14 protein-coding genes and 1 tRNA gene are annotated in these 20119 nt (G+C 61.9%); 9 read left to right on the forward strand and 6 right to left on the reverse strand.

From position 1 onward, the window contains the following. Window positions 1-62: 62 nt before the first annotated feature. Genes AMK58_RS06775 through glpX form a run of 3 tightly spaced genes read left to right on the forward strand, consistent with a single transcriptional unit; the run spans window position 63 to window position 3680 of the window. A complete protein-coding gene (locus tag AMK58_RS06775) occupies window positions 63-1337 on the forward strand; it encodes an LL-diaminopimelate aminotransferase (protein WP_035673297.1) in 1275 nt (424 codons plus the stop codon). Continuing rightward, window positions 1337-2644, forward strand: a complete 1308-nt coding sequence (locus AMK58_RS06780) for a homoserine dehydrogenase (protein ID WP_059398752.1) — start codon at window positions 1337-1339, stop codon at window positions 2642-2644. The genes AMK58_RS06775 and AMK58_RS06780 overlap by 1 nt, the downstream gene beginning before the upstream one ends. Window positions 2645-2687: 43 nt before the next feature. Then, the gene (glpX, locus tag AMK58_RS06785) at window positions 2688-3680 is read left to right on the forward strand and encodes a class II fructose-bisphosphatase (RefSeq protein ID WP_174437339.1); all 993 of its coding nucleotides are present in this window, start codon (window positions 2688-2690) and stop codon (window positions 3678-3680) included. A gap of 146 nt (window positions 3681-3826) precedes the next feature. Here the strand turns inward: glpX and AMK58_RS06790 are convergent, their stop codons facing one another. Then, window positions 3827-4918, reverse strand: coding sequence for a glycerol dehydrogenase (locus tag AMK58_RS06790; protein WP_035673302.1), 1092 nt, complete (start codon window positions 4916-4918; stop codon window positions 3827-3829). Window positions 4919-5142: 224 nt separating this feature from the next. Here AMK58_RS06790 and recJ point away from each other — a divergent pair, with 224 nt between their 5' ends. The 6 genes from recJ to AMK58_RS06820 all read left to right on the forward strand — a co-directional run bounded on the left by recJ (window position 5143) and on the right by AMK58_RS06820 (window position 14263). After that, on the forward strand, window positions 5143-6942 hold the full coding sequence (gene recJ, locus AMK58_RS06795) for a single-stranded-DNA-specific exonuclease RecJ (RefSeq protein WP_035673418.1): 1800 nt from the start codon (window positions 5143-5145) through the stop codon (window positions 6940-6942). Between the two features lie 123 nt (window positions 6943-7065). Next, window positions 7066-7141, forward strand: a tRNA-Glu gene (locus AMK58_RS06800). A gap of 404 nt (window positions 7142-7545) precedes the next feature. Continuing rightward, a complete protein-coding gene (gene hsdR / locus AMK58_RS06805) occupies window positions 7546-9993 on the forward strand; it encodes an EcoAI/FtnUII family type I restriction enzme subunit R (protein WP_035673420.1) in 2448 nt (815 codons plus the stop codon). A gap of 3 nt (window positions 9994-9996) precedes the next feature. Then, a complete protein-coding gene (locus AMK58_RS06810) occupies window positions 9997-11454 on the forward strand; it encodes a type I restriction-modification system subunit M (RefSeq protein ID WP_035673303.1) in 1458 nt (485 codons plus the stop codon). Continuing rightward, entirely contained in the window at window positions 11451-13178 is a 1728-nt protein-coding gene (locus AMK58_RS29425) for a restriction endonuclease subunit S (RefSeq protein WP_035673304.1), read from the forward strand. Before AMK58_RS06810 ends, AMK58_RS29425 begins: the two co-directional genes overlap by 4 nt. Window positions 13179-13303: 125 nt before the next feature. Then, window positions 13304-14263: a hypothetical protein gene (locus tag AMK58_RS06820; RefSeq protein WP_035673307.1), complete on the forward strand. Its 960-nt coding sequence runs from the start codon at window positions 13304-13306 to the stop codon at window positions 14261-14263. A 198-nt stretch (window positions 14264-14461) separates the two neighbouring features. On the opposite strand, the gene AMK58_RS30325 is transcribed toward AMK58_RS06820, so the two are convergent. The 5 genes from AMK58_RS30325 to AMK58_RS06840 all read right to left on the reverse strand — a co-directional run bounded on the left by AMK58_RS30325 (window position 14462) and on the right by AMK58_RS06840 (window position 20057). Next, a complete protein-coding gene (locus AMK58_RS30325; protein WP_137165089.1) occupies window positions 14462-15412 on the reverse strand; it encodes a hypothetical protein in 951 nt (316 codons plus the stop codon). A 580-nt stretch (window positions 15413-15992) separates the two neighbouring features. Next, window positions 15993-16724 carry a hypothetical protein gene (locus tag AMK58_RS06825; protein ID WP_035673310.1) on the reverse strand — a complete coding sequence of 244 codons (732 nt, stop codon included), beginning with the start codon at window positions 16722-16724 and terminating at the stop codon, window positions 15993-15995. A 152-nt stretch (window positions 16725-16876) separates the two neighbouring features. After that, entirely contained in the window at window positions 16877-17107 is a 231-nt protein-coding gene (locus AMK58_RS06830) for a hypothetical protein (protein ID WP_035673313.1), read from the reverse strand. After that, window positions 17100-17591, reverse strand: coding sequence for a hypothetical protein (locus tag AMK58_RS06835; RefSeq protein ID WP_035673315.1), 492 nt, complete (start codon window positions 17589-17591; stop codon window positions 17100-17102). The genes AMK58_RS06830 and AMK58_RS06835 overlap by 8 nt, the downstream gene beginning before the upstream one ends. A gap of 1977 nt (window positions 17592-19568) precedes the next feature. Beyond that, window positions 19569-20057 (reverse strand): hypothetical protein, encoded by a 489-nt coding sequence (locus AMK58_RS06840; protein ID WP_035673316.1) that lies wholly within the window; start codon window positions 20055-20057, stop codon window positions 19569-19571. Window positions 20058-20119: the final 62 nt, after the last annotated feature.

Consider the following 20119-nt stretch of genomic DNA (forward strand, 5'->3'; position numbering starts at 1 on the left):
ATAAGTGGTCCCGGTCCGCAAATATGGGTTCGTGGCGCGGCCGGACAGGCTTCGGAGCGTCCATGAGCGATTCAGAATTCCACCGGATCAAGCGGCTTCCGCCCTACGTCTTCGCCGAAGTGAACGCCATGAAGGCGCGAGCCCGAGCTGCCGGCGAGGACATCATCGACCTCGGCATGGGCAACCCGGACCAGCCGACGCCCCAGCACATCGTCGATAAGCTGATCGAGGCCGTGCGCGATCCCAAGACGCACCGCTACTCGAACTCCCGCGGCATCCCCGGCCTGCGCAAGGCGCACGCGGCCTATTACAAGCGCCGCTTCAACGTGGACGTCGATCCGGAGTCGGAGTGCATCGTCACCATCGGCTCGAAGGAAGGCTTGGCCAACCTTGCCCAGGCGATCACCAGCCCCGGCGACATCATCCTGGTGCCGAACCCCAGCTACCCGATCCATCCCTTCGGCTTCATCCTGGCCGGCGCCTCGGTGCGCCATCTGCCGGTGGGGCAGGCCAACGGCACCTCCACCGACATCGACAGCTTCATGAACATGCTGGAGCGCGCCGTGCGCCACAGCGTGCCGAAGCCGCTGGCGCTGGTGCTGAACTACCCGTCCAACCCGACGGCGGAGGTGGTGGGGCTCGACTTCTACCGCCCGATTGTCGAGTTCTGCCGCAAGCACGGCATCTACATCCTGTCGGATCTGGCCTACGCCGAGGTCTTCTTCGACGGTGACCCGCCGCCCTCGATCCTTGAGATCCCGGAGGCGCGCGAGGTGGCCGTCGAGTTCACCTCGATGTCGAAGACCTATTCGATGGCCGGCTGGCGCATCGGCTTCGCCACCGGCAACAAGAAGCTCATCACCGCGCTGGCCCGCATCAAGTCGTACCTGGACTACGGCGCCTTCACGCCGATCCAGGTCGCCGCGACCGCCGCGCTGAACGGCCCGCAGGAGTGCGTGGAGCAGGTGCGCACCATGTACCGCCAGCGCCGCGACGTGATGATCGAGGGTCTGGCCTCGGCCGGTTGGACGGTGCCGAGCCCATCGGCCTCGATGTTCGCCTGGGCGCCCATCCCGGAGCCCTTCGCCCATCTCGGCTCGCTGGAATTCTCCAAGCTGCTGCTGCAGGAGGCCAAGGTGGCCGTGGCGCCGGGCATCGGCTTCGGCGAGTACGGCGACGGCCATGTCCGTCTGGCGCTGGTGGAGAACGTCCACCGCATCCGTCAGGCGACCCGCAACATCAAGGAGTTCTTCCGCTCCAACGCCGCCGGTGCGGCGGCGAGCAAGGATCCGGCGGCGCGCGCCGCCCTCCTCGACCCGGAGAAAGCGAAAGTCTGATGTCCGACTCCCACAAAACAGGCCCCCTGAAAATCGCCGTCGCGGGCCTGGGCACGGTCGGCGCGGGCGTTCTGAAGCTACTGGAGCGGCAGGCCGCCCTGATCGAGCAGCGCTGCGGCCGCCGCATCGAGGTGGTGGCGGTCAGCGCCCGCTCGCGCGGCAAGGACCGCGGCGTCGACCTGTCGACGGCCGAATGGTACGACGACCCGGTGGCGCTCGCCGCCCATCCCGGCGTGGATGTGGTGGTCGAGCTGATCGGCGGGTCCGAGGGGCCGGCGAAGGAGACCGTCGAGCTGGCGCTGGAGCGGGGACGCCACGTCGTCACCGCCAACAAGGCGCTGCTCGCCCATCACGGCACCGCGCTCGCGGCCAAGGCGGAGGCCGCCGGCCTCGCCATCGGCTTCGAGGCGGCGGTGGCCGGCGGCATCCCGATCATCAAGGGGCTGCGCGAAGGGCTGGCGGGCAACCGGGTGTCGGAGGTGCACGGCATCCTCAACGGCACCTGCAACTACATCCTCACGGAGATGCGCACCACCGGCCGCGATTTCGCGGACGTGCTGGCCGACGCGCAGAAGCTGGGCTACGCGGAAGCCGACCCGAGCTTCGACATCGACGGCGTGGACGCGGCGCACAAGCTGGCGATCCTGACCTCGGTGGCCTTTGGCACGCCGGTGGACTTCAAGAGCGTCCATGTCGAGGGCATCCGCCACGTCGCGGCGGTGGACTTCGACTACGCCGACGCGCTCGGCTACCGGATCAAGCTGCTGGGCATCGCCCGGCGCACCGATCACGGGATCGAGCAGCGCGTGCACCCCTGCATGGTGCCGAAGGCGGCGCCCATCGCGGCGGTGGACGGCGTGTTCAACGCCGTGATCGCCCAGGGCGACTTCGTGGACCGGGTGCTGTTCGTCGGCCGCGGCGCCGGCGAGGGGCCGACGGCCTCGGCCGTGGTCGCCGACCTGATCGACATCGCCCGCGGGCGCTCCACTCCCACCTTCGGCGTGCCGGCGGCCCAGCTTTCCGAGGCGCAGCCGTCCCCGATGGAGGCCCGCCGGGGGTCGTACTACGTACGCCTGATGGTCGTGGACCGTCCCGGCGTGATAGCGGATGTTGCGGCGGCGATGCGCGACCAGAACGTCTCCATGGAGCAGTTCCTGCAGCGCGGGCGCGCCCCCGGCGAAGCGGTGCCGGTGGTCCTGACCACCCATGACACCGAAGAGGCGGCCATGCAGCGCGCGCTTGCCACCATCGCCGCCAAGGAGTCGGTGGTCGAGCCGCCGCGCATGATCCGCATCGAACAGTTTTGACCGAACCATAGAAGAACCGAGCATCGATTCGGGGGAGAACACCATGTCCGTTCATGTCGACCTGTCCGGTATGGACCGGAACCTGGCTCTGGAAGCCGTCCGCGTCACCGAGGCCGCCGCGCTGTCCGCGTCGCTGCTGATGGGCCGCGGTGACGAGAAGCTTGCCGACCAGGCCGCGGTCGACGCCATGCGCCAGGCGCTCAACACCCTCTACATCGACGGCACCGTCGTGATCGGCGAGGGCGAGCGCGACGAGGCGCCCATGCTTTACATCGGCGAGAAGGTCGGCGCCGGCATCGGCCGTGGGCCGAAGGTCGACATCGCGCTCGACCCGCTGGAAGGCACCACCATCTGCGCCACCGGCGGCCCGAACTCGCTGGCCGTCATCGCCATGGCGGACGAGGGCGGCTTCCTGAACGCGCCCGACGTCTACATGGACAAGATCGCCGTCGGCTCCGGCCTGCCGGAAGGCGTGGTCGATCTCGATGAGACGCCGGCCAACAACCTCAAGGCGCTGGCCAAGGCCAAGGGCACCGAGGTGCAGGAACTGCTGGTCTGCATCCTGAACCGTCCGCGCCACGCCGAACTGATCGCCCGCGTCCGCGAGGCCGGCGCGCGCATCATGCTGATCAACGACGGCGACGTCTCGGGCGTGATCGCCACCAGCCAGGCCGGCACCGGCGTCGACATGTATGTCGGCTCCGGCGGCGCCCCGGAAGGCGTTCTGGCCGCGGCGGCGCTGCGCTGCATCGGCGGCCAGTTCCAGGGCCGTCTGCTGTTCCGCAACGACGACGAGAAGGCCCGCGCCGCCCGCTGGGGCGTCAAGGACCTGAACAAGAAGTACAGCCTGACCGAGCTGGCCAGCGGCAACGTCATGTTCGCCGCGACCGGCGTGACCGACGGCGCCATGCTGCGCGGCGTCCGCCGCTTCCCCGGCGGCGCGACCACCCACTCGGTGATCATGCGCTCCAAGTCGGGCACCGTGCGCTACGTCGAGGCGCACCACAACCTGCAGCGCAAGCCGGCCATGGCGTAAGGCTGCTACCCCTGTTCCTTCTCCCCTCCGGGGAGAAGGTCAGGATGAGGGGGCGGCCGAAGGCCGGAAACGCAGGCTCATCGTCGTGCGTAAACGCCCTTCGGGCGCCCCCTCACCCAACCCTCTCCCCAGGGGGGCGAGGGCTTTTAACCCTTCCGCCGCCGTCCCTCGGCGTCGGCGGCCTTCATGGCGGCCAGCACGCGCTGCGGGGTGATCTCGTACGGCTCGTTGTGGATGGTCTCGCCCTCCGCGCAGGCCCGATCCGCCGCCAGCAGCAGCCGCTCGTCCGACACGCCGGCAAGGCCGATCTCGGCCAGCGTCGTCGGCAGCCCCACCGCCTTGCAGAAGCCGTAGACCTCGTCCAGCACCGCCGGCGGCCGGTCGGTCAGGATCAGCAGCGTCAGCGTGCCGAAGGCGACCTTCTCGCCGTGCCAGTAATGGTGCGTTTCCTCCAGCGCGGTCAGGCCGTTGTGGACGGCGTGCGCCGCCGCCAGCCCGCCGCTCTCGAAGCCCAGCCCGCTCAGCAGCGTGTTGGCCTCCACGATGCGCTCCAGCGCCGGGGTGACCACGCCTTGCTCGCAGGCCGACTTGGCGAGCACGCCATACTCCAGCAGCGTGTCGTAGCACAGCCGGGCCAGCGCGAAGGCGGTCATCGGGCCGACGCGCCCGGTCATGTTGCCGCCGCGCTTGATGCGGCAATCCTCCGCCTCGAACCAGGTGGACAGGGCGTCGCCCATTCCCGAGACGAGGAAGCGCACCGGCGCGTTTGCCACCACGCCGGTGTCGACCAGCACGAGATCCGGGTTGCGCGGCAGGACGAGGTAGCGCTTGAACGCCCCCTCCGGCGTGTAGATCACCGACAGCGCGCTGCACGGCGCGTCGGTGGAGGCGAGCGTCGGGACGATGGCGGTGCGCGCGTCCAGCGCGTGGGCGACCGCCTTGGCGGTGTCGAGTGCCTTGCCGCCGCCGATGCCGACTACGGTGTCAGCGCCCATGGCGCGGGCGAGGGCGGTCAGCCGCTCGATCTCCTCGTCGGAGCATTCGCCTCGGAATTCCTGGATGTTCAGCTCGACGCGCCCGGCGGCGGCGTCGACCAGCCGGCCCTTCAGCGTCTTCAGGACGAAGCTGTCGGTGACGGCCAGAACCGACTTGCCCAGCCGGGCCAAGTCCTCGCCCAGGCTGTCGAGGGCGCCGTTGCCCTGGACGTAGCGGGCCGGAAAGATCGCCGTGGTGATCATGGTTCCCTCCTCCGCGTGGTGTTGACCGCAGTGGAGCAGGACGCCTCTCCATCCGCAATGACCTGCCTCAAGTTGCGGTGCGGCAAGGCCGCCTGCCACCTTTGCGTACAGGCGCGGCGGCGCCAGACCCGCTGGGAATCCACCGGGAGAGCCCCATCCGCTGGCCCGCATGTCCCCCATCTGCTATGGCTTCGGCCTTTCCGATCCGTGGCATCCTGGGCAGCATGACCGACACCGTTCCCCCCTTCCTGAACGTCGCCCATTCCCTGTCCGGCAAGCGCTGGCAGGCGCGGCCCTACGACGAGCGGCTGGCCTGGGGGCTGGCCCAGGGGCGGGGGCTGCCGGAGATCGTCGGGCGGGTGCTCGCCGCCCGCGGGGTGACCGAGGAGGCCTGCGACGGCTTCCTGAACCCGACGCTGAAGGCGCTGCTTCCCGACCCCTCCCGCTTCAAGGACATGGACGTCGCGGCGGAGCGCATCGCCCGCGCGATCATGGACGGCGAGCCGGTGGCCGTCTTCGGCGACTACGACGTGGACGGCGCCACCTCCTCCGCGCTTCTGCGGCGCTTCTTCCGGGCGGTGGGGGCCGACCTGCGGATCTACGTGCCCGACCGCATGAAGGAGGGCTACGGCCCCAACGGCCCGGCGTTGCTGCGGCTGAAGGCCGAGGGCGTGCGGCTGGTGGTGACGGTGGATTGCGGAATCTCCGCCTTCGCGGCGCTGGAAGCGGCGGCGGAGGCTGGGCTGGATGTGGTGGTCCTCGACCATCACGCGGCCGAACCGCGCCTGCCGCCGGCCGTCGCCCTGGTCAACCCGAACCGGCTGGACGAGGACGGCGCCTACCGCACGCTGTGCGCGGCCGGGGTCACCTTCCTGGCCGTGGTGGCGGTGAATCGGGCGCTGCGCGGCGCCGGATTCTACGCGGGCCGCAACGAGCCGAATCTGATGGAGTGGCTGGACCTTGTGGCGCTGGGCACGGTGTGCGACGTGGTGCCGCTGACCGGGCTGAACCGGGCGCTGGTGGCGCAGGGGCTGAAAGTCATGGCGCGGCGCGCCAACCCCGGCCTGTCCGCCCTGTCCGACGTCGCCGGGGTCAAGGAGAAGCCGGACGCCTACCACGCCGGCTTCGTGCTCGGTCCGCGGGTCAACGCTGGTGGGCGCGTCGGCGCCTCGGACCTCGGGGCGCGGCTGCTCTCCACCGACGACCCCATGGAGGCGATGGAGCTGGCCCAGAAGCTGGAGGCCCACAACGCCGAACGCCGCGCGGTGGAGCAGGGCGTGCTCGCCGACGCCATGGCCCGGCTGGAAGAGCACGCCGAGGAGTTGGCCGAGCTGGTCTTCGTGGCGGGGGAGGGCTGGCATCCGGGTGTGATCGGCATCGTCGCCAGCCGCCTGAAGGAGCGCTACAGCCGCCCCGCCTGCGTCATCGCGCTGGAGCAGGGGGCGGACGGCACGGTGATCGGCAAGGCCTCGGGCCGTTCGGTGCGCGGGGTCGATCTTGGGGCGGCGGTGATCGCGGCGCGGCAGGAAGGGCTGCTGATGGCCGGCGGCGGGCACCGCATGGCGGCCGGCTTCACCGTGGCCGGGAACAAGCTGGCCGACCTGCAGGCCTTCCTGACCGGCCGCGTTGCCGAACAGGTGTCCGCGGCGCCGCTGGTGCCGACTCTGGAATTGGACGGCGCGTTGTCGGTTGGGGCCGCGAACGCCGCCTTGGTGGACCGGTTGAACCAGCTCGGCCCGTTCGGCACCGGCAACGCGGAGCCGCGCTTCGCCGTCACCGACGCCCGCGTGGTGCGGGCCGATGTGGTCGGGGCGAATCACGTCCGCTGCATTCTCCAGGGCGGCGACGGCGCCCGGTTGAAGGCCATCGCCTTCCGTGCGTTGGACAGTGAGATGGGAAAAGCCCTGCTGATGGGCCGCGGATCGCCCTTCCATCTCGCCGGTGTCCTGCGCATTGACCGTTGGAACGGGGCGGAGGGAGTCCAGCTTCTGATCGACGACGCGGCACCCGCGCAAACCATGTGAATGCAAACAAATTCGGCGCGGAGAGAGTGCATGGGGGGCATACGCGAACGGGGTAGAAAGGAGTTGGAAAAAACGCTTGCGCTCGGCCCGTCATCCCATTAGTAATCCCGCCACGCCAACGACGTCCCCATCGTCTAGAGGCCTAGGACACCGCCCTTTCACGGCGGCGACAGGGGTTCGAATCCCCTTGGGGACGCCAACCTTTTCAATGGGTTGGCAAGAGGAAGGTGGCGGCTTCCCACAAATTTCCCACGAAGCTGTGCGCGGTGTGTGCGGGTGGTCAACCGTGGCGACCACGTGATGCCGCCTCTAACGTTTTCCCCGTCACGCAAGCGATGGACGAGTTTGGCGGCGTCAACGCCGTCTTGCTACGAACGACCTTCGTCCGGAACCTTCATTTTCTTCCGACTCGCTTCTGTAAGTCGGTTGCTTGCGGAGGCTGCATCCGCGCGGATGCCCCTAGAAGTTGATTGCGGTTGTGCGGGCGGTGTGAAGTGCGCGATATTCCGTAGACCGCACAGGCACTGGGGCGTCGATGGGAAAGAAAAACCCGTTTTCTCAGCGCAGGATCGGCGTCCACCCCGCAGGAGTCGTTTGAACGCCATGGACAAGACGGGTCTCAGCGAAAGCGACATCTGCGCAAAATTCATCACACCGGCTGTCGTGCGTGCAGGGTGGGACGAAGCCCTCCAGATTCGTCGCGAGGTCAGCTTCACCAAAGGCCGCATCATCGTGCGCGGCAAGCTGGTTAGCCGTGGTCAGGGCAAGCGCGCCGACTACGTCCTCTACTACAAACCGAACATCCCATTGGCCCTGATCGAGGCCAAGGACAATTCGCACAGCATCGGCGACGGGATGCAGCAGGGGCTTGAGTACGCCGCCACGCTGAACATCCTGTTCGTGTTTTCCTCGAACGGTGACGGCTTCGTATTCCACGACCGCACCAGGGCTGGGGGCGCGACCGAGACCACGCTGTCGCTCGATGCCTTCCCGTCACCAGACGACCTGTGGGCGCGTTTCCGGGCCTGGAAAGGGCTGACGCCTGAGGCCGAACAGACCGTCCTCCAGGACTATTACGACGACGGCAGCGGCAAGGCTCCGCGCTATTATCAAGTCAACGCGATCAATGCGGCGGTCGAAGCCATCGCCAAGGGCCAGCAGCGAGTCCTGCTCGTCATGGCGACCGGCACCGGCAAGACCTACACCGCCTTCCAGATCATCTGGCGGCTCTGGAAGGCGGGCCGGAAGAAGCGTATCCTGTTCCTGGCTGACCGGAATGTCCTCGTTGACCAGACGATGGTGAACGACTTCAGGCCGTTCGGCGCGTCCATGGCAAAACTCTCGACGAATTCCAAGACCATCGAACGCGACGACGGCTCGGACCTGACGCTTCCCACGGCCATCGACAAAAAGCGCCGCATCGACACCGCGTACGAGGTCTACCTCGGGCTTTACCAAGCGATCACCGGACCGGACGAGCGTCAGAAACTCTTCCGCGAGTTCTCACCCGGCTTCTTCGATTTGATCGTCATCGACGAGTGCCACCGTGGCAGCGCCGCCGAGGATTCGGCGTGGCGGGAAATCCTGGAGTATTTCAGCTCCGCCACGCAGATCGGCCTCACCGCAACCCCGAAGGAGACCGAGTACGTCTCCAACATCGCCTACTTCGGTGATCCGGTTTACTCCTACTCGCTCAAGCAGGGCATCCGCGACGGCTTCCTCGCGCCTTACAAAGTCGTGAAAATCCACATTGACCGGGATGTGCAAGGCTACCGGCCAGAAAAGGGACAGCGCGACCGCGACGGTGACGAGGTTGAGGACCGCATTTACAACGTGAAGGATTTCGACCGCACCCTGGTGCTCGACGACCGCACCAAGTTGGTTGCCAAGCGGGTCACGCGTTTCCTGAAGGAGAGCGGCGACCGCTTCCAGAAGACCATCGTCTTCTGCGTCGATCAGGAGCACGCGGCGCGCATGCGGCAGGCTCTGGTGAACGAGAACGCCGACCTATGCGCTGAGAACCACCGCTATGTATTGCGGATCACGGGGGGCGACGCCGAGGGGCAAGCCCAGCTCGGCAACTTCATCGACCCCGAGTCAAAGTACCCCGTCCTGGTGACGACCTCGCGCCTCCTGTCAACAGGAGTCGATGCGCAGACCTGCCGCCTGATCGTGCTCGACCGCGAGGTCGGTTCGATGACGGAGTTCAAGCAGATCGTCGGGCGCGGCACCCGCGTGCATGAGGACACCCGCAAGTTCTATTTCACGCTGATGGACTTCCGTGGGGCTACCAACCACTTCGCCGATCCGCAGTTCGATGGCGAGCCGGTGCAGATTTACGAGCCCCATGACGATGACCCAGTGGTGCCGCCTGATGACGTGCCCCCGAATGATGAGGAAGGCGAGTCGCTGCCGGAAACGCCGGGTGAGGACGAGATCATTGTTGACGGCCTGCCCGACGCCGATCCGCCACCAGGAGGCAGGCGGCGCAAGGTGTACGTGGATGGCGTTGCCGTCAGCATCCTGGGCGAGCGGATCGAATACCTTGACGAGCACGGCAAGCTTGTCACCGAGTCACTGCGCGACTTCACGAAAAAGGCGCTGCGGAAGAGCTTCGCCAGCCTCGACGGCTTCCTGAACCGCTGGAACAAGGCGGATCGCAAGCAGGCGATCCTCGATGAGCTGGAAGCCGAGGGGCTGTCGCTTTCTGTTGTCGCGGAGGAACTTGGTGCCGACCTCGATCCCTTCGACCTGATCTGTCATATCGCTTTCGACCGCAAGCCGCTGACCCGTCGGGAACGGGCAGAGAACGTCAAAAAGCGCGACGTGTTCACGAAGTACGGCCCGCAAGCGCGTGCCGTGCTCGATGCGCTGCTCGCCAAGTACGCTGATGAAGGCGTGCTCAACCTCGACGACGCTAACGTGCTGCGTATTCCACCGTTCACAGGGCTCGGCACGACGGTGCAGCTTCTGAAGGCGTTCGGTGGTAAGAACGGCTTTGAACAGGCCGTGCACGAACTGCAAGCGGCTCTTTATCAGGAAACCGCCTAGACCATGTCTGTCCGTTCTCTCGTCAAGTCGATCCAGGATATCATGCGCAAGGACACCGGCGTGGATGGTGATGCCCAGCGTATCAGCCAGCTGTGCTGGATGTTCTTCCTCAAGATCATCGACGACCAGGATCAGGAGTTGGAGCTTCTCGACGCGAAGTACCAGTCACCGATCCCCCCACGGTTCCAGTGGCGGAACTGGGCGGCAGACCCGGAGGGCATGACGGGGGATGAGCTGTTGGCGTTCGTCAACGACGAGCTGTTCCCGTCCCTGAAGAACCTGATTCCCATCGGCGGGACGAAGGATCGTCGTCGCATCGTCAGCGACGTGTTCGAAGATGCCTACAACTACATGAAGTCCGGTCAGTTGATCCGTCAGGTCATCAACAAGATCAGTGGCGTTGATTTCAACAACCTCGCCGACCGCCAGCACTTCGGCGACATCTATGAACAGATCCTCAACGACCTTCAATCCGCCGGAAACGCGGGTGAATACTACACGCCGCGCGCTGTCACCGCGTTCATGGTGGACCGGATCGATCCGAGACCCGGCGAGACGCTGTTCGATCCGGCGTGTGGTACTGGCGGCTTTCTGACCTGCGCGATCCGCCACATGCGGGACCGCTACGTGAAGCGGCCCGAGGACGAGCAGACCATGCAAGGCGCGTTGCGGGCAGTCGAGAAGAAGCAGCTGCCGCACATGCTCTGCGTCACCAACATGCTCCTGCACGGCATCGAGGACGCCAGCTTCGTTCGCCACGACAACACGCTGGCGCGTCCCTACATCAGCTGGGAGCAGAAGGAGCGGGTCGAGATCGTGCTGACCAACCCGCCGTTCGGCGGGCGTGAAGAGGACGGCATCGAGTCCAACTTTCCGCAGCACTTTCGCACGCGCGAGACGGCCGACCTGTTCCTCGCCCTCATCATCCGTCTGCTGAAACCCGGTGGGCGTGCCGCCGTGGTGCTGCCTGACGGCACCCTGTTCGGCGAGGGCGTGAAGACGCGCCTGAAGGAGCATCTGATGGAGGAGTGCAACCTCCACACCATCGTCCGCTTGCCCAACTCCGTGTTCAAGCCGTACGCCTCGATTGGCACCAACCTGCTGTTCTTTGAGAAGGGGGAGCCGACCAAGGACGTCTGGTTCTGGGAACATCGTGTTCCGGAGGGCCAGAAAGCCTACTCGATGACCAAGCCGATCCGGTTCGAGCATCTCAAGGAATGCATCGACTGGTGGGGGGGGGCGGAACGCCAGGGACGCCAGGAGACAACGCGAGCCTGGAAGGTCTCGGCCGATGACGTGAAGGCGCGCGGGTACAATCTCGACATCAAGAATCCGCACACGGTGGCCGACGATCACGGCAACCCGGAAACGTTGTTGGCTGATCTGAACGCAGCCGAGGCGCGGGCGTCCAGCTTGCGCGACCAGCTGAGGGCCATCCTCGCGGAAGCGGTGGCCCGATGAACGCTGAGCGTCTCCTTGCCCTGTACGAGCGCACCGCCGACGCGCCCGATGCGGTTTCACGTCTGCGTCGCTTCATCCTTGATCTGGCAGTTCGCGGCAAGCTCGTGCCGCAGAACCCGAATGATGAGCCTGCGTCGGAGCTGCTGAAGCGCATCTTGATCGAGAAGTCGCGACTGGCTGCTGCTGGGAAGATTGCAGCTGACAAGCCAATGGGCGTGCAGAAAGAAGAGGCATTTGAAACCCCCAAGGGGTGGGAATGGTCGCGCTATGGAGATTTAGCCTTGGAAGTAGCGACTGGTCCTTTTGGCTCAATGCTTCATCAACATGAATATGTTGTTGGCGGAACTCCGGTCATTAATCCATCGCACATGGTTAACGGCGAGATTGTCGCTGACCAACGCGTCGCTGTATCTTCCCGAAAAGCTCAAGAATTGTCATCGTATCGCCTCCAGGCTGGCGATGTTGTAATGGCAAGAAGAGGTGAGGTGGGGCGGGCTGCTCTAGTGAGAGATGAAGCTAACGGCTACATCTGCGGTACTGGAAGCTTTCGTGTAAGGTTCAGCGACGACGTGTGTCGCGAGTTCATTATGATCCTCCTGCGCTCTCAACAGGTTCGTCTATACCTAGCCAATCAGTCGGTTGGCACAACCATGACGAACTTGAACCATTCTATTTTGAATAAAATGCCTACTCCCGTTCCTCCAGCAGAAGAACAGCGCCGCATCGTTGCCAAGGTCGATGAGTTGATGGCGCTATGCGACCAGTTGGAGAAGGCGAGAGAGCTACGCGAAGCTACGCGCGACCAATTTGTCGCAGCAACTCTTGCTCGCCTGAATGATCCCGATCCGGAAACGTTTCACGAAGATGCGAAGTTCGCGCTGGGCGCCCTGACTGCGCTTACCACGCGTCCCGACCAGATTAAGAAACTCCGCCAGACGATCCTGAACCTCGCAGTGCGGGGCAAGCTCGTGCCGCAGGACCCTAACGATGAACCGGCGTCGGAGTTGCTTAAGCGGATTTCTGCCGAGAAGAGGCGCTCACGCGGTTCGACTGTGATGGTTGGAAGTGACGCCATACCATTTCCCATTCCCATTTCATGGAAATGGGCTGCCCTCGACGAGTTAATCACAAGCGGGCCGCAGAATGGTATCTCGCCAAAGCCGACGACCCGCACTGATGCGCCGAGGGCAATAACCTTAACGGCAACAACATCTGGCGTCTTTAACCCGAATCATTTCAAGCGAGTTGAGGCAACGATCCCAAGCAGCTCGGATCTTTGGCTTCAACAAGGTGACCTTCTTTTCCAACGGGGCAATACACGTGAATATGTAGGCATCGCCGCGATCTACGAAGGGCCACCAACAACATTCCTGTTCCCTGATTTGATGATGAGGGTGCGGCTCTCTGAGCATGTGAATCTCAGGTACGTTCATCTGGCAGCAATCTCACCTCCGGCTCGCGCGTTTCTGTCAGAGAATGCGTCAGGGGCGCAGGCGACCATGCCCAAGATCAACCAGACGACCTTGGTTTCGCTACCGCTTCCGATCCCCCCCTTGGATGAGCAACATCGGATTTTTGCCAGGGTGAATGACTTGATGATGCTGTGCGATCAGCTGGAGGAAAGCCTTGCCAAGGGTGACGACACCCGTCGCCGTCTTCTCGACGCGCTGCTCGTCGAGGCGCTGGCGCCTGTGAAGGGTCGGGAGATGCAGGCCGCGGAATGATCTCGGCGACCACGCGAGTGTTCACGCGCACATCAGCCGATGTACCTTCACCACCTCCGATAATGGTTGGGAGCGCCGGGTCAGGTCGCCCGTCCTCTCGTGATACATAGAAGGCTCTGGACGCTATGGCTGCCGATGAAATGATTGTGGTTGAGAGCGGCAAATTTTTGACCGAGTACCAAAAGGACCAACTGCGGTATTTCATCAATAAGCACAATAGCGCAGCGGGATGGAACACGCTTAGTCTCAGCATAATCACGAAGCTTGCTAATGGTGAACCGGTAAAGAGAAGGAACTTCGATCACCTATTGAGAGTTGTCGCTGAAATTACTTCTTTAATGCGGTCGGTGTACAAGGTCTACAAGATTGATCATAACCTTTCTCCTGAAGAGCAGCTACAACAAGCTGTGCAGCACCTCTACAGAGGAGAACCGGAGCTAGAGGAACAAGAGTTCATAATCCGCAAGGAGCAGCGAGAAGAATTTTTCCGAAAAACGAAAAAGGCGTTCGCCGAAAAGTTTTTGCCGCTCGCAATCGGCGGATTCGCGTCAATCATTGCCGCATTGACACTTAACATTACCTTGGATTCTCTAAGTTCCAAGAGTGATCCCGAAGTGGCTTTTGCTGACTTGGCAACTCAACGTATTGCACGACTTGAAATGGATGTTCAAGAAGCCGTCAGAAAGGCCAACGAAAGTGGCGACCGTGTTGCAAAATTGCTCTCCGATATCGAGGTCATCAAGTCGCTTCCAGATGCGACCATGTCCCTTCAAATTGCTGAGCTAAAGAGCGCCACTGAGAAGACGAAAGGCGATATCGAACGTCTCCGCGAGATCCTTGGTGATCGCGAACCGGAGGAAACACTGCGTGTCGTGAGGCTTTCCGATTCCATTAAGAGTATAGACAAGGACATCACCGAATTCCGCTCCCGTCAAGAAGTCATCACCTCCGAGGTTCGCGCTTCGATCACGCGGGTTGAAGGTTATTTGTTCGGACTCATCACTGCGGTAATTGGTGTTGTGGTGACGATTCTCAGCCCGTTCGTTCTGGATGCAATAAAACGCTTCAGGGTGAGCGATGAATAAAGGCGCAACGGTCCGGAACAGCGGGCATCAGTTTGGCTGTACAGCGCCCCAGCAAATTGGTTTTGGTTGCTAAGAGCCCGACCCAGACAGGGCGTAACAGTGCCAATTCGTGTGTCATCCGTTGCAAATCTTTGGAGCAGTCATGCTCCGTCGCGAAGTAAGCAAATCTCTGTATTCGGAGCTGCCTAGAGGCTTTGATCAAATCTTGAGATGCGTTTCGGTTTCGGCAGTCCAAACTTCGGGGGCCTGTGGTTGATCTTCCGCTGCCGTGCCAACGCCAACTGGTGTGTAGGTGGACCAGCCGGTGGATGGTGGAACTTCGGCCTTTCCGCTCATTTGAGAATGTTCGCTGGCTTTCCAAAACGCTCCGCGTGATCCGAAATTGATGGTGTAGATCAGGTTCTCGAATTTGTGCGCGTTCAGGAAGAGGAGAAGTTCGTCCTCAATGGGTTTGGGGAGCCGGTAGGCTCGCCCACGAGTTTTCGACCCGTCAGGCAGCAAAACGACATCCCGGCCATAGGTGCGCCATTTGAACGGATAGGTGAACGCCTTTGCGAAATCCTCGGGGGTGTTCTCGATTTCCTGAACGACCATCCGATGGCTGCCAGACGTTGTCTGACCAGCATACCAGCGCCGCAGCCGTTCGATTTCCTTCCTGTTGAGACCGGCGACGATGAGGTGGGTATGCGGTACCCAACATCTCAAGTCGGTGCGGAACTCGACTTCATATGATCCAACAGCCTTTCCGTGTAGCAAGGCCGCTCGCTTGAACTGCTGTCGAACGGTGTTGATCACCCGTTGCGGCCTCGCCCCGTCGAGCTCGCCAGCCTCGACCATGTACCTGTCGTGGACGAGGGTCACATGATGAAGTGGCGGATGGTCCGCGAACTGAGCAGAAAGGCGGTCGTACGCTGTCACTTGGAGTTGGCGTGTGCACTTGAGACAGGAGGGTGATTTGCAGGAGGTGCTGCCGTCAAGGCAGGCATTCAGCTTCTCGGCCGCCCTTCTCCTTTCGCGTTTCCGGCCGCGCTTGGACTGCAGATGTGGAGCGGTGTCGGTAAGAAGGTTCCGAGAACGAGTGCGCGTTTCCCTCTCGGCAGCGTCTGGTCCGATGAAACCTGGGTAGGCTTCGGCAAGGTTGGTGTGCATGGGGTGTGTGCTCTGCGGGGAATGCGGAAACGGTTAAAAATTTCGGCTTTTTCTAGGGGCCTCGGAGCGCCCCCCTTTAAAAGCGTCTGGGGCTATGTAAGCCTAAGGGGCTGTGTAACCTCATAGGGGGCTGTGTAACCTCATAGGGGGCTGTGTAGTCTTATGTAAGGTCAGGTGGGCTCTATGAGCACAGGTATCATTCTTATGGTGTAGTGTAATACATCGTACTCATATAGAGAGGGCTATAGCACTGTCACTCATGTTGGCAACAACTGTTTACACGGTGTCGTTGTAAAAAAGGATAGTTAAAATATAGGTATTTTCCGCGTACTTTTTAAAATAAGGTTCTGTGCGCTGTCACGAGTTCCGCTCTGGTAAATGCTGCAATTCATCGTAACGATATAGACTGAAGAAATGTCTGGAGGAATTTCAATGTTCATTGCATACGATATGCCTGAAAATTATAATGTTTCTAGTGTGCTGATCGGCTGCGTTGATTTTTTCATGAGATTTCGTCACCCGGCGATATCGTTTGTACTGATTACGCGGGAAAAGTCCGCATAAGAATGCTCAATCCCGGTCAGTCGTGCAGAAACTCGACGTTCGCAATGATTAGTCGGCCGTCCGCCGCTTCTTCATACGTGGTCATGAAGCGGACCTGCTTCGTCGCTTGATCGACATGCGACTTGATGGTTTCGATCTTGTCCGCATTACACACGATGGAATGCATCGACTTCACGCTGCCGATCTTCTGACCCGCCTCAGCTTGCCCCTTTTCCGGTACACCAGCCATCTGCGCATACTTTGTCGCGCACCCCTTGATGCCCCCATGTTCCTTCAAAAACGCTTCAAGGTCGTGCGGTGCGGTTCTCATACGCAATGCGTAGCGCAAGGCACACGCAATCTTGCTCGCCCGCTTCGGGTTTTGGTCGATGCTGAGTTTGACCAGCAAAATCATGTCATCGCTGTCACACCGGTAGGGGATCTTCGGGTCGTGATGTTCACAACGCCGACGAATTTCCTCCCGAGCAGTCTCCGGATCACCCGGCATGTCGAGGAACAACTGGTACGTCGCGCAATACACCTGGGTGTCCGAGCTGCAGCGGCGTTCCACCGCGTTGTCCCAAAGCCTCACCGCCTCCTCGAATCCACCGTCACAGCGATGCCGGTGGAACATTTCCTCGCGCAGCATCGCTTCGGAAGCGGGAAACGAGCCAGTTTGGAACACCGGCGTATGGATGGTGGCAGCATCAACGGCGGCGCCTGCCTTTTCAGCGGCGACGACCACCGCTGGATCGTGTCCGTACGACATGAGAAACATCCTTCAATGAACGGGATGAGAACGGCGGCGGAGTTCGCTCCGGGGGGACGGTCTCCGCCGTAGGTGGAATGAATGACCGGTAACACGCGGATGAGTCGCTGTCGGCTTGGATGAAGCCGGTGACGGGGTTTGTGCGCCGTGCATCAGGCCCAGTCGGGGAGGCCCTTCAACCAGGAAAGGGCATCCCGGCGCAGGATGATGGTCCGCGTTTTCAGCTTCTTTCCCTTCAAAGCACCCGTGCGCAACGCGTCGAAAATTTTGGTGCGGCTCATGCTGGTCGCCATGGCGAGTTCTTCGACGCTGTAAGCCAGCCGGAACGTCTTCCTCATGGGGCGCTTGGGCGCGCGCTTGATGGAGGTTTTTGTCTCAGCCATTGTGGCGCCCCTCCTCCAACGCAATGACACGACGTTCAAGTTCGGCAACGCGCTGGACCATCGTCGAGTCCGTGGTGGTGTGCTGCTCGCGTTCGATTTGCGCCATGCGCACCTTTTTGTGGTACTCCTCCAGCCAGGACCGCACCATGTCGTCTCGATAATCGGGATGCCGATAAAAGACGGCAGCGTCCTCGCCATCAATGGTGAAGATGAACGGCACGCCGTGCAAGCGAGCGAGCGCCCGGACGTTCGACCACTTCTTCCTCGCGCGGTCACAGCTGATCTTGACGCACGTCGGCAGCAATTCCGCCGGTGCCAGGGAGGTGCTGCACAGAATGTACGTCGGGGTGCTGGCGCTCGTGCCAATCAACTTCTGGACCCGCTCAATAGCCATGCGGTTGACGGTGAGCAAGAGGTCGCGACGAGCGACGTTCGGCAATTCGACGACGGCTTCGTTTCGGCGGTGGGGGGCGGCGGGGGGCATGGCAAAATTCCTTGTGACGTTCCATTGGAACCGAAGTGGTTCCAATGGAACATCTAGGATCGGCTTGCGTGCTGTCACCGGTCGCGGGGGCGTAGCATAAGAAGTACTCCAAAAGGCACGGGCTTGGCTTGCCGTGCCTTCGACCTTCGAGCGGTTCAGCTTTCTCACAGCCCCATGCCCACTGATGCCAAGATCAACAAAGGGCTTGAGATTGAGGATGGAATGTTCGCCCTGCGGCCCGCCCCGACACCGATAGCCAGCATTCGTCCAGAGCCGTACTCCCGCGGACTCTCGCCCTACGGCCACCTCAGCTGTTTCACCGATTTGGAATCACCGCACGCGGCGCACCCAACGGATGGCGTGTGTGGGCGCCGCTAACGATGCTCGTGGGACGGATCATCACGTATGTCGCTCAGTTCGGACGGCAGGGCGCCGCGCTTTTACCGAGCTACAAACGATACAATCTGTCTGGTTCGACCCACGAACTGGCACCCCTGGGTCACTCTGGTGGTGCTATTCAGACGGACCATTATGTATGTAGCTTCATGTGGGCCGCAGAATGCTCTGAATCTGCAAACGTACAAACGAGATGATCCGTCTGGTTCGGGCCACTAGCACTCGGCATCGCTGGCCGCGCGCCCGAGCTTGCGGTGCGCGAGGACCTGGATCACCTCGGCGCCGAACACCGTCACGTCGATAGCCGCCCCTCGGGCCTTGGGGAAAACGAATACGCTGTCGCGGAAGTGAGATCGCCCCGCGCTGGTGGATGCCGTCCAAAAGGGCTTTCGCCGGTCCCCATCCCGACCCCGCCGCGTTGCGCAGGTGGACCGTCGCGGCGGCGAAGACCTTCTGGGCATCGAAGACGAACACGGGGATGCGCTTGTCACCGACGTGGACGGAGAATGGACCTGCTGCGTCGGACATGCTCGCCTCCGGGGTCCCGGGGAGTCCAGGAATACCACCCGCCTTCGGAAAAGGCGGGGTGACCGACGATGCTAGCGGCATTGTGCTTCTACCATCTTGGAGCGACACCACGTACGCTGGAGGTTCGGACGTAGGGGCGCAGAGCAACACGATGGCGGGAACGTTAGCCAGCACCAGCATTAGATGCGGGTACCTTTTCCAAGAAATTAGCAGAGCTCAAGATGCGCACCCCTCCGCCGAAGAAGGCTGCGGTGCGCCAATACTGCTCGGATCGGTCAAGCGGTGCCCAGACCAATATGTCGGCGACATAGGTGTTTACGAGGGACAAACTGGTTTCCTGCCGGGTCAGCGGGACGCTTCGGGTGATGCCTGCTTCCCTCGACGCAAGAATGTAGAAAAATTCCTTCGACAAGAAGGAGCTGAAACGACGCGCCGTCGGGTTATTCTAATTCTAGAGTCACCGCACAAGGACGAGTATGCGGAGGCAGGCAGGCCGCGCCCCGCCAATGGCAAGACGGGGGAGAACATAAGAGATCACCTCGTCGGCGTGCTGATTGGGCGGAATCTGCTTCAATTTAAGCAGAGGTATGCACTCATTTTAATGAACGCTGTGCGATTCCCGTGCTCCCTCGGAGTAAAGCCAAAATGTTACCGGAATGCGGTGTTCCGATCCATGTGGAATCATCAGGTGGTGCGGCACGACTTTGAACGTCGGCTAGGGTCGTATTGGCGGCAGGGGGAGCATGACATCATCGTCAATGCTTGCACACTTGGCGAGGAAACATCGACGCGGAAAGCACTCCGCCGTCTCGTCGAAGGCTGCGATAATGGCAGTAATGTTTCCGGAGTTAAGAAAGTGCGTACGGAGGGAAGTCATCTGCGGGTATCCCATCCCTGTGATTGGCGCATCACCTTTTGGCCCTAGTGGCCCGAACCAGACGGATCATTTTGTTCTACATACATAAAGCTCCGTCTGGAGCACGCCACTAGCAGCCATAGTGGTCAACCAAATGTCGATACGGGCGGCATCGTTTTAGGTAAGAGAGCTTTCCATCATCGGAACCACTGTCGGTTCAGGATCGGGTGATGCCGTTCCAGCAGAGCGTTTTCAATGGTCAAGTAAGGGCTGACCAACAAGCCTCCACCGCCACCGACCTTCACCAAGTCCGGTTCCCAAAAGCAGATAACTCCCATGCCGTACGTATCGAGCAGCGTCATCCATGCTTTTGCTTCCCATGTCGGCGTGTCGGCACACCCAGTCTCATTTATCAACCGGTCATTCACACTGCTCTGAAAGCTGATAAATCGGCCGCGCAGGTCGTGCTTTCTCGCGCCGATCCGAGCCACCCTTTCATCAAAGAACACGCCGTATACTGTGCGGGTCCTAGCTGCATACGCTTCAGCGATTTCCATTTTGATCTGGCGGCCATCTTCGCTGGTGACCGTGCCACACCTCACAAAGCCGAGCATTAGGAAGTCGGCGAGGTGTCGCTCGCCACCCCGGAGGAAAGTTGCCAATTCGTTGTCATGATCACGTGGCATTCGTTACCTCCTACTTTCCCCAACGCCTTGCAATGATAGCATTTGCCTCAGATGCACGCCAA

The sequence above is a fragment of the Azospirillum brasilense genome (assembly GCF_001315015.1).
GTDB lineage: Bacteria > Pseudomonadota > Alphaproteobacteria > Azospirillales > Azospirillaceae > Azospirillum > Azospirillum brasilense.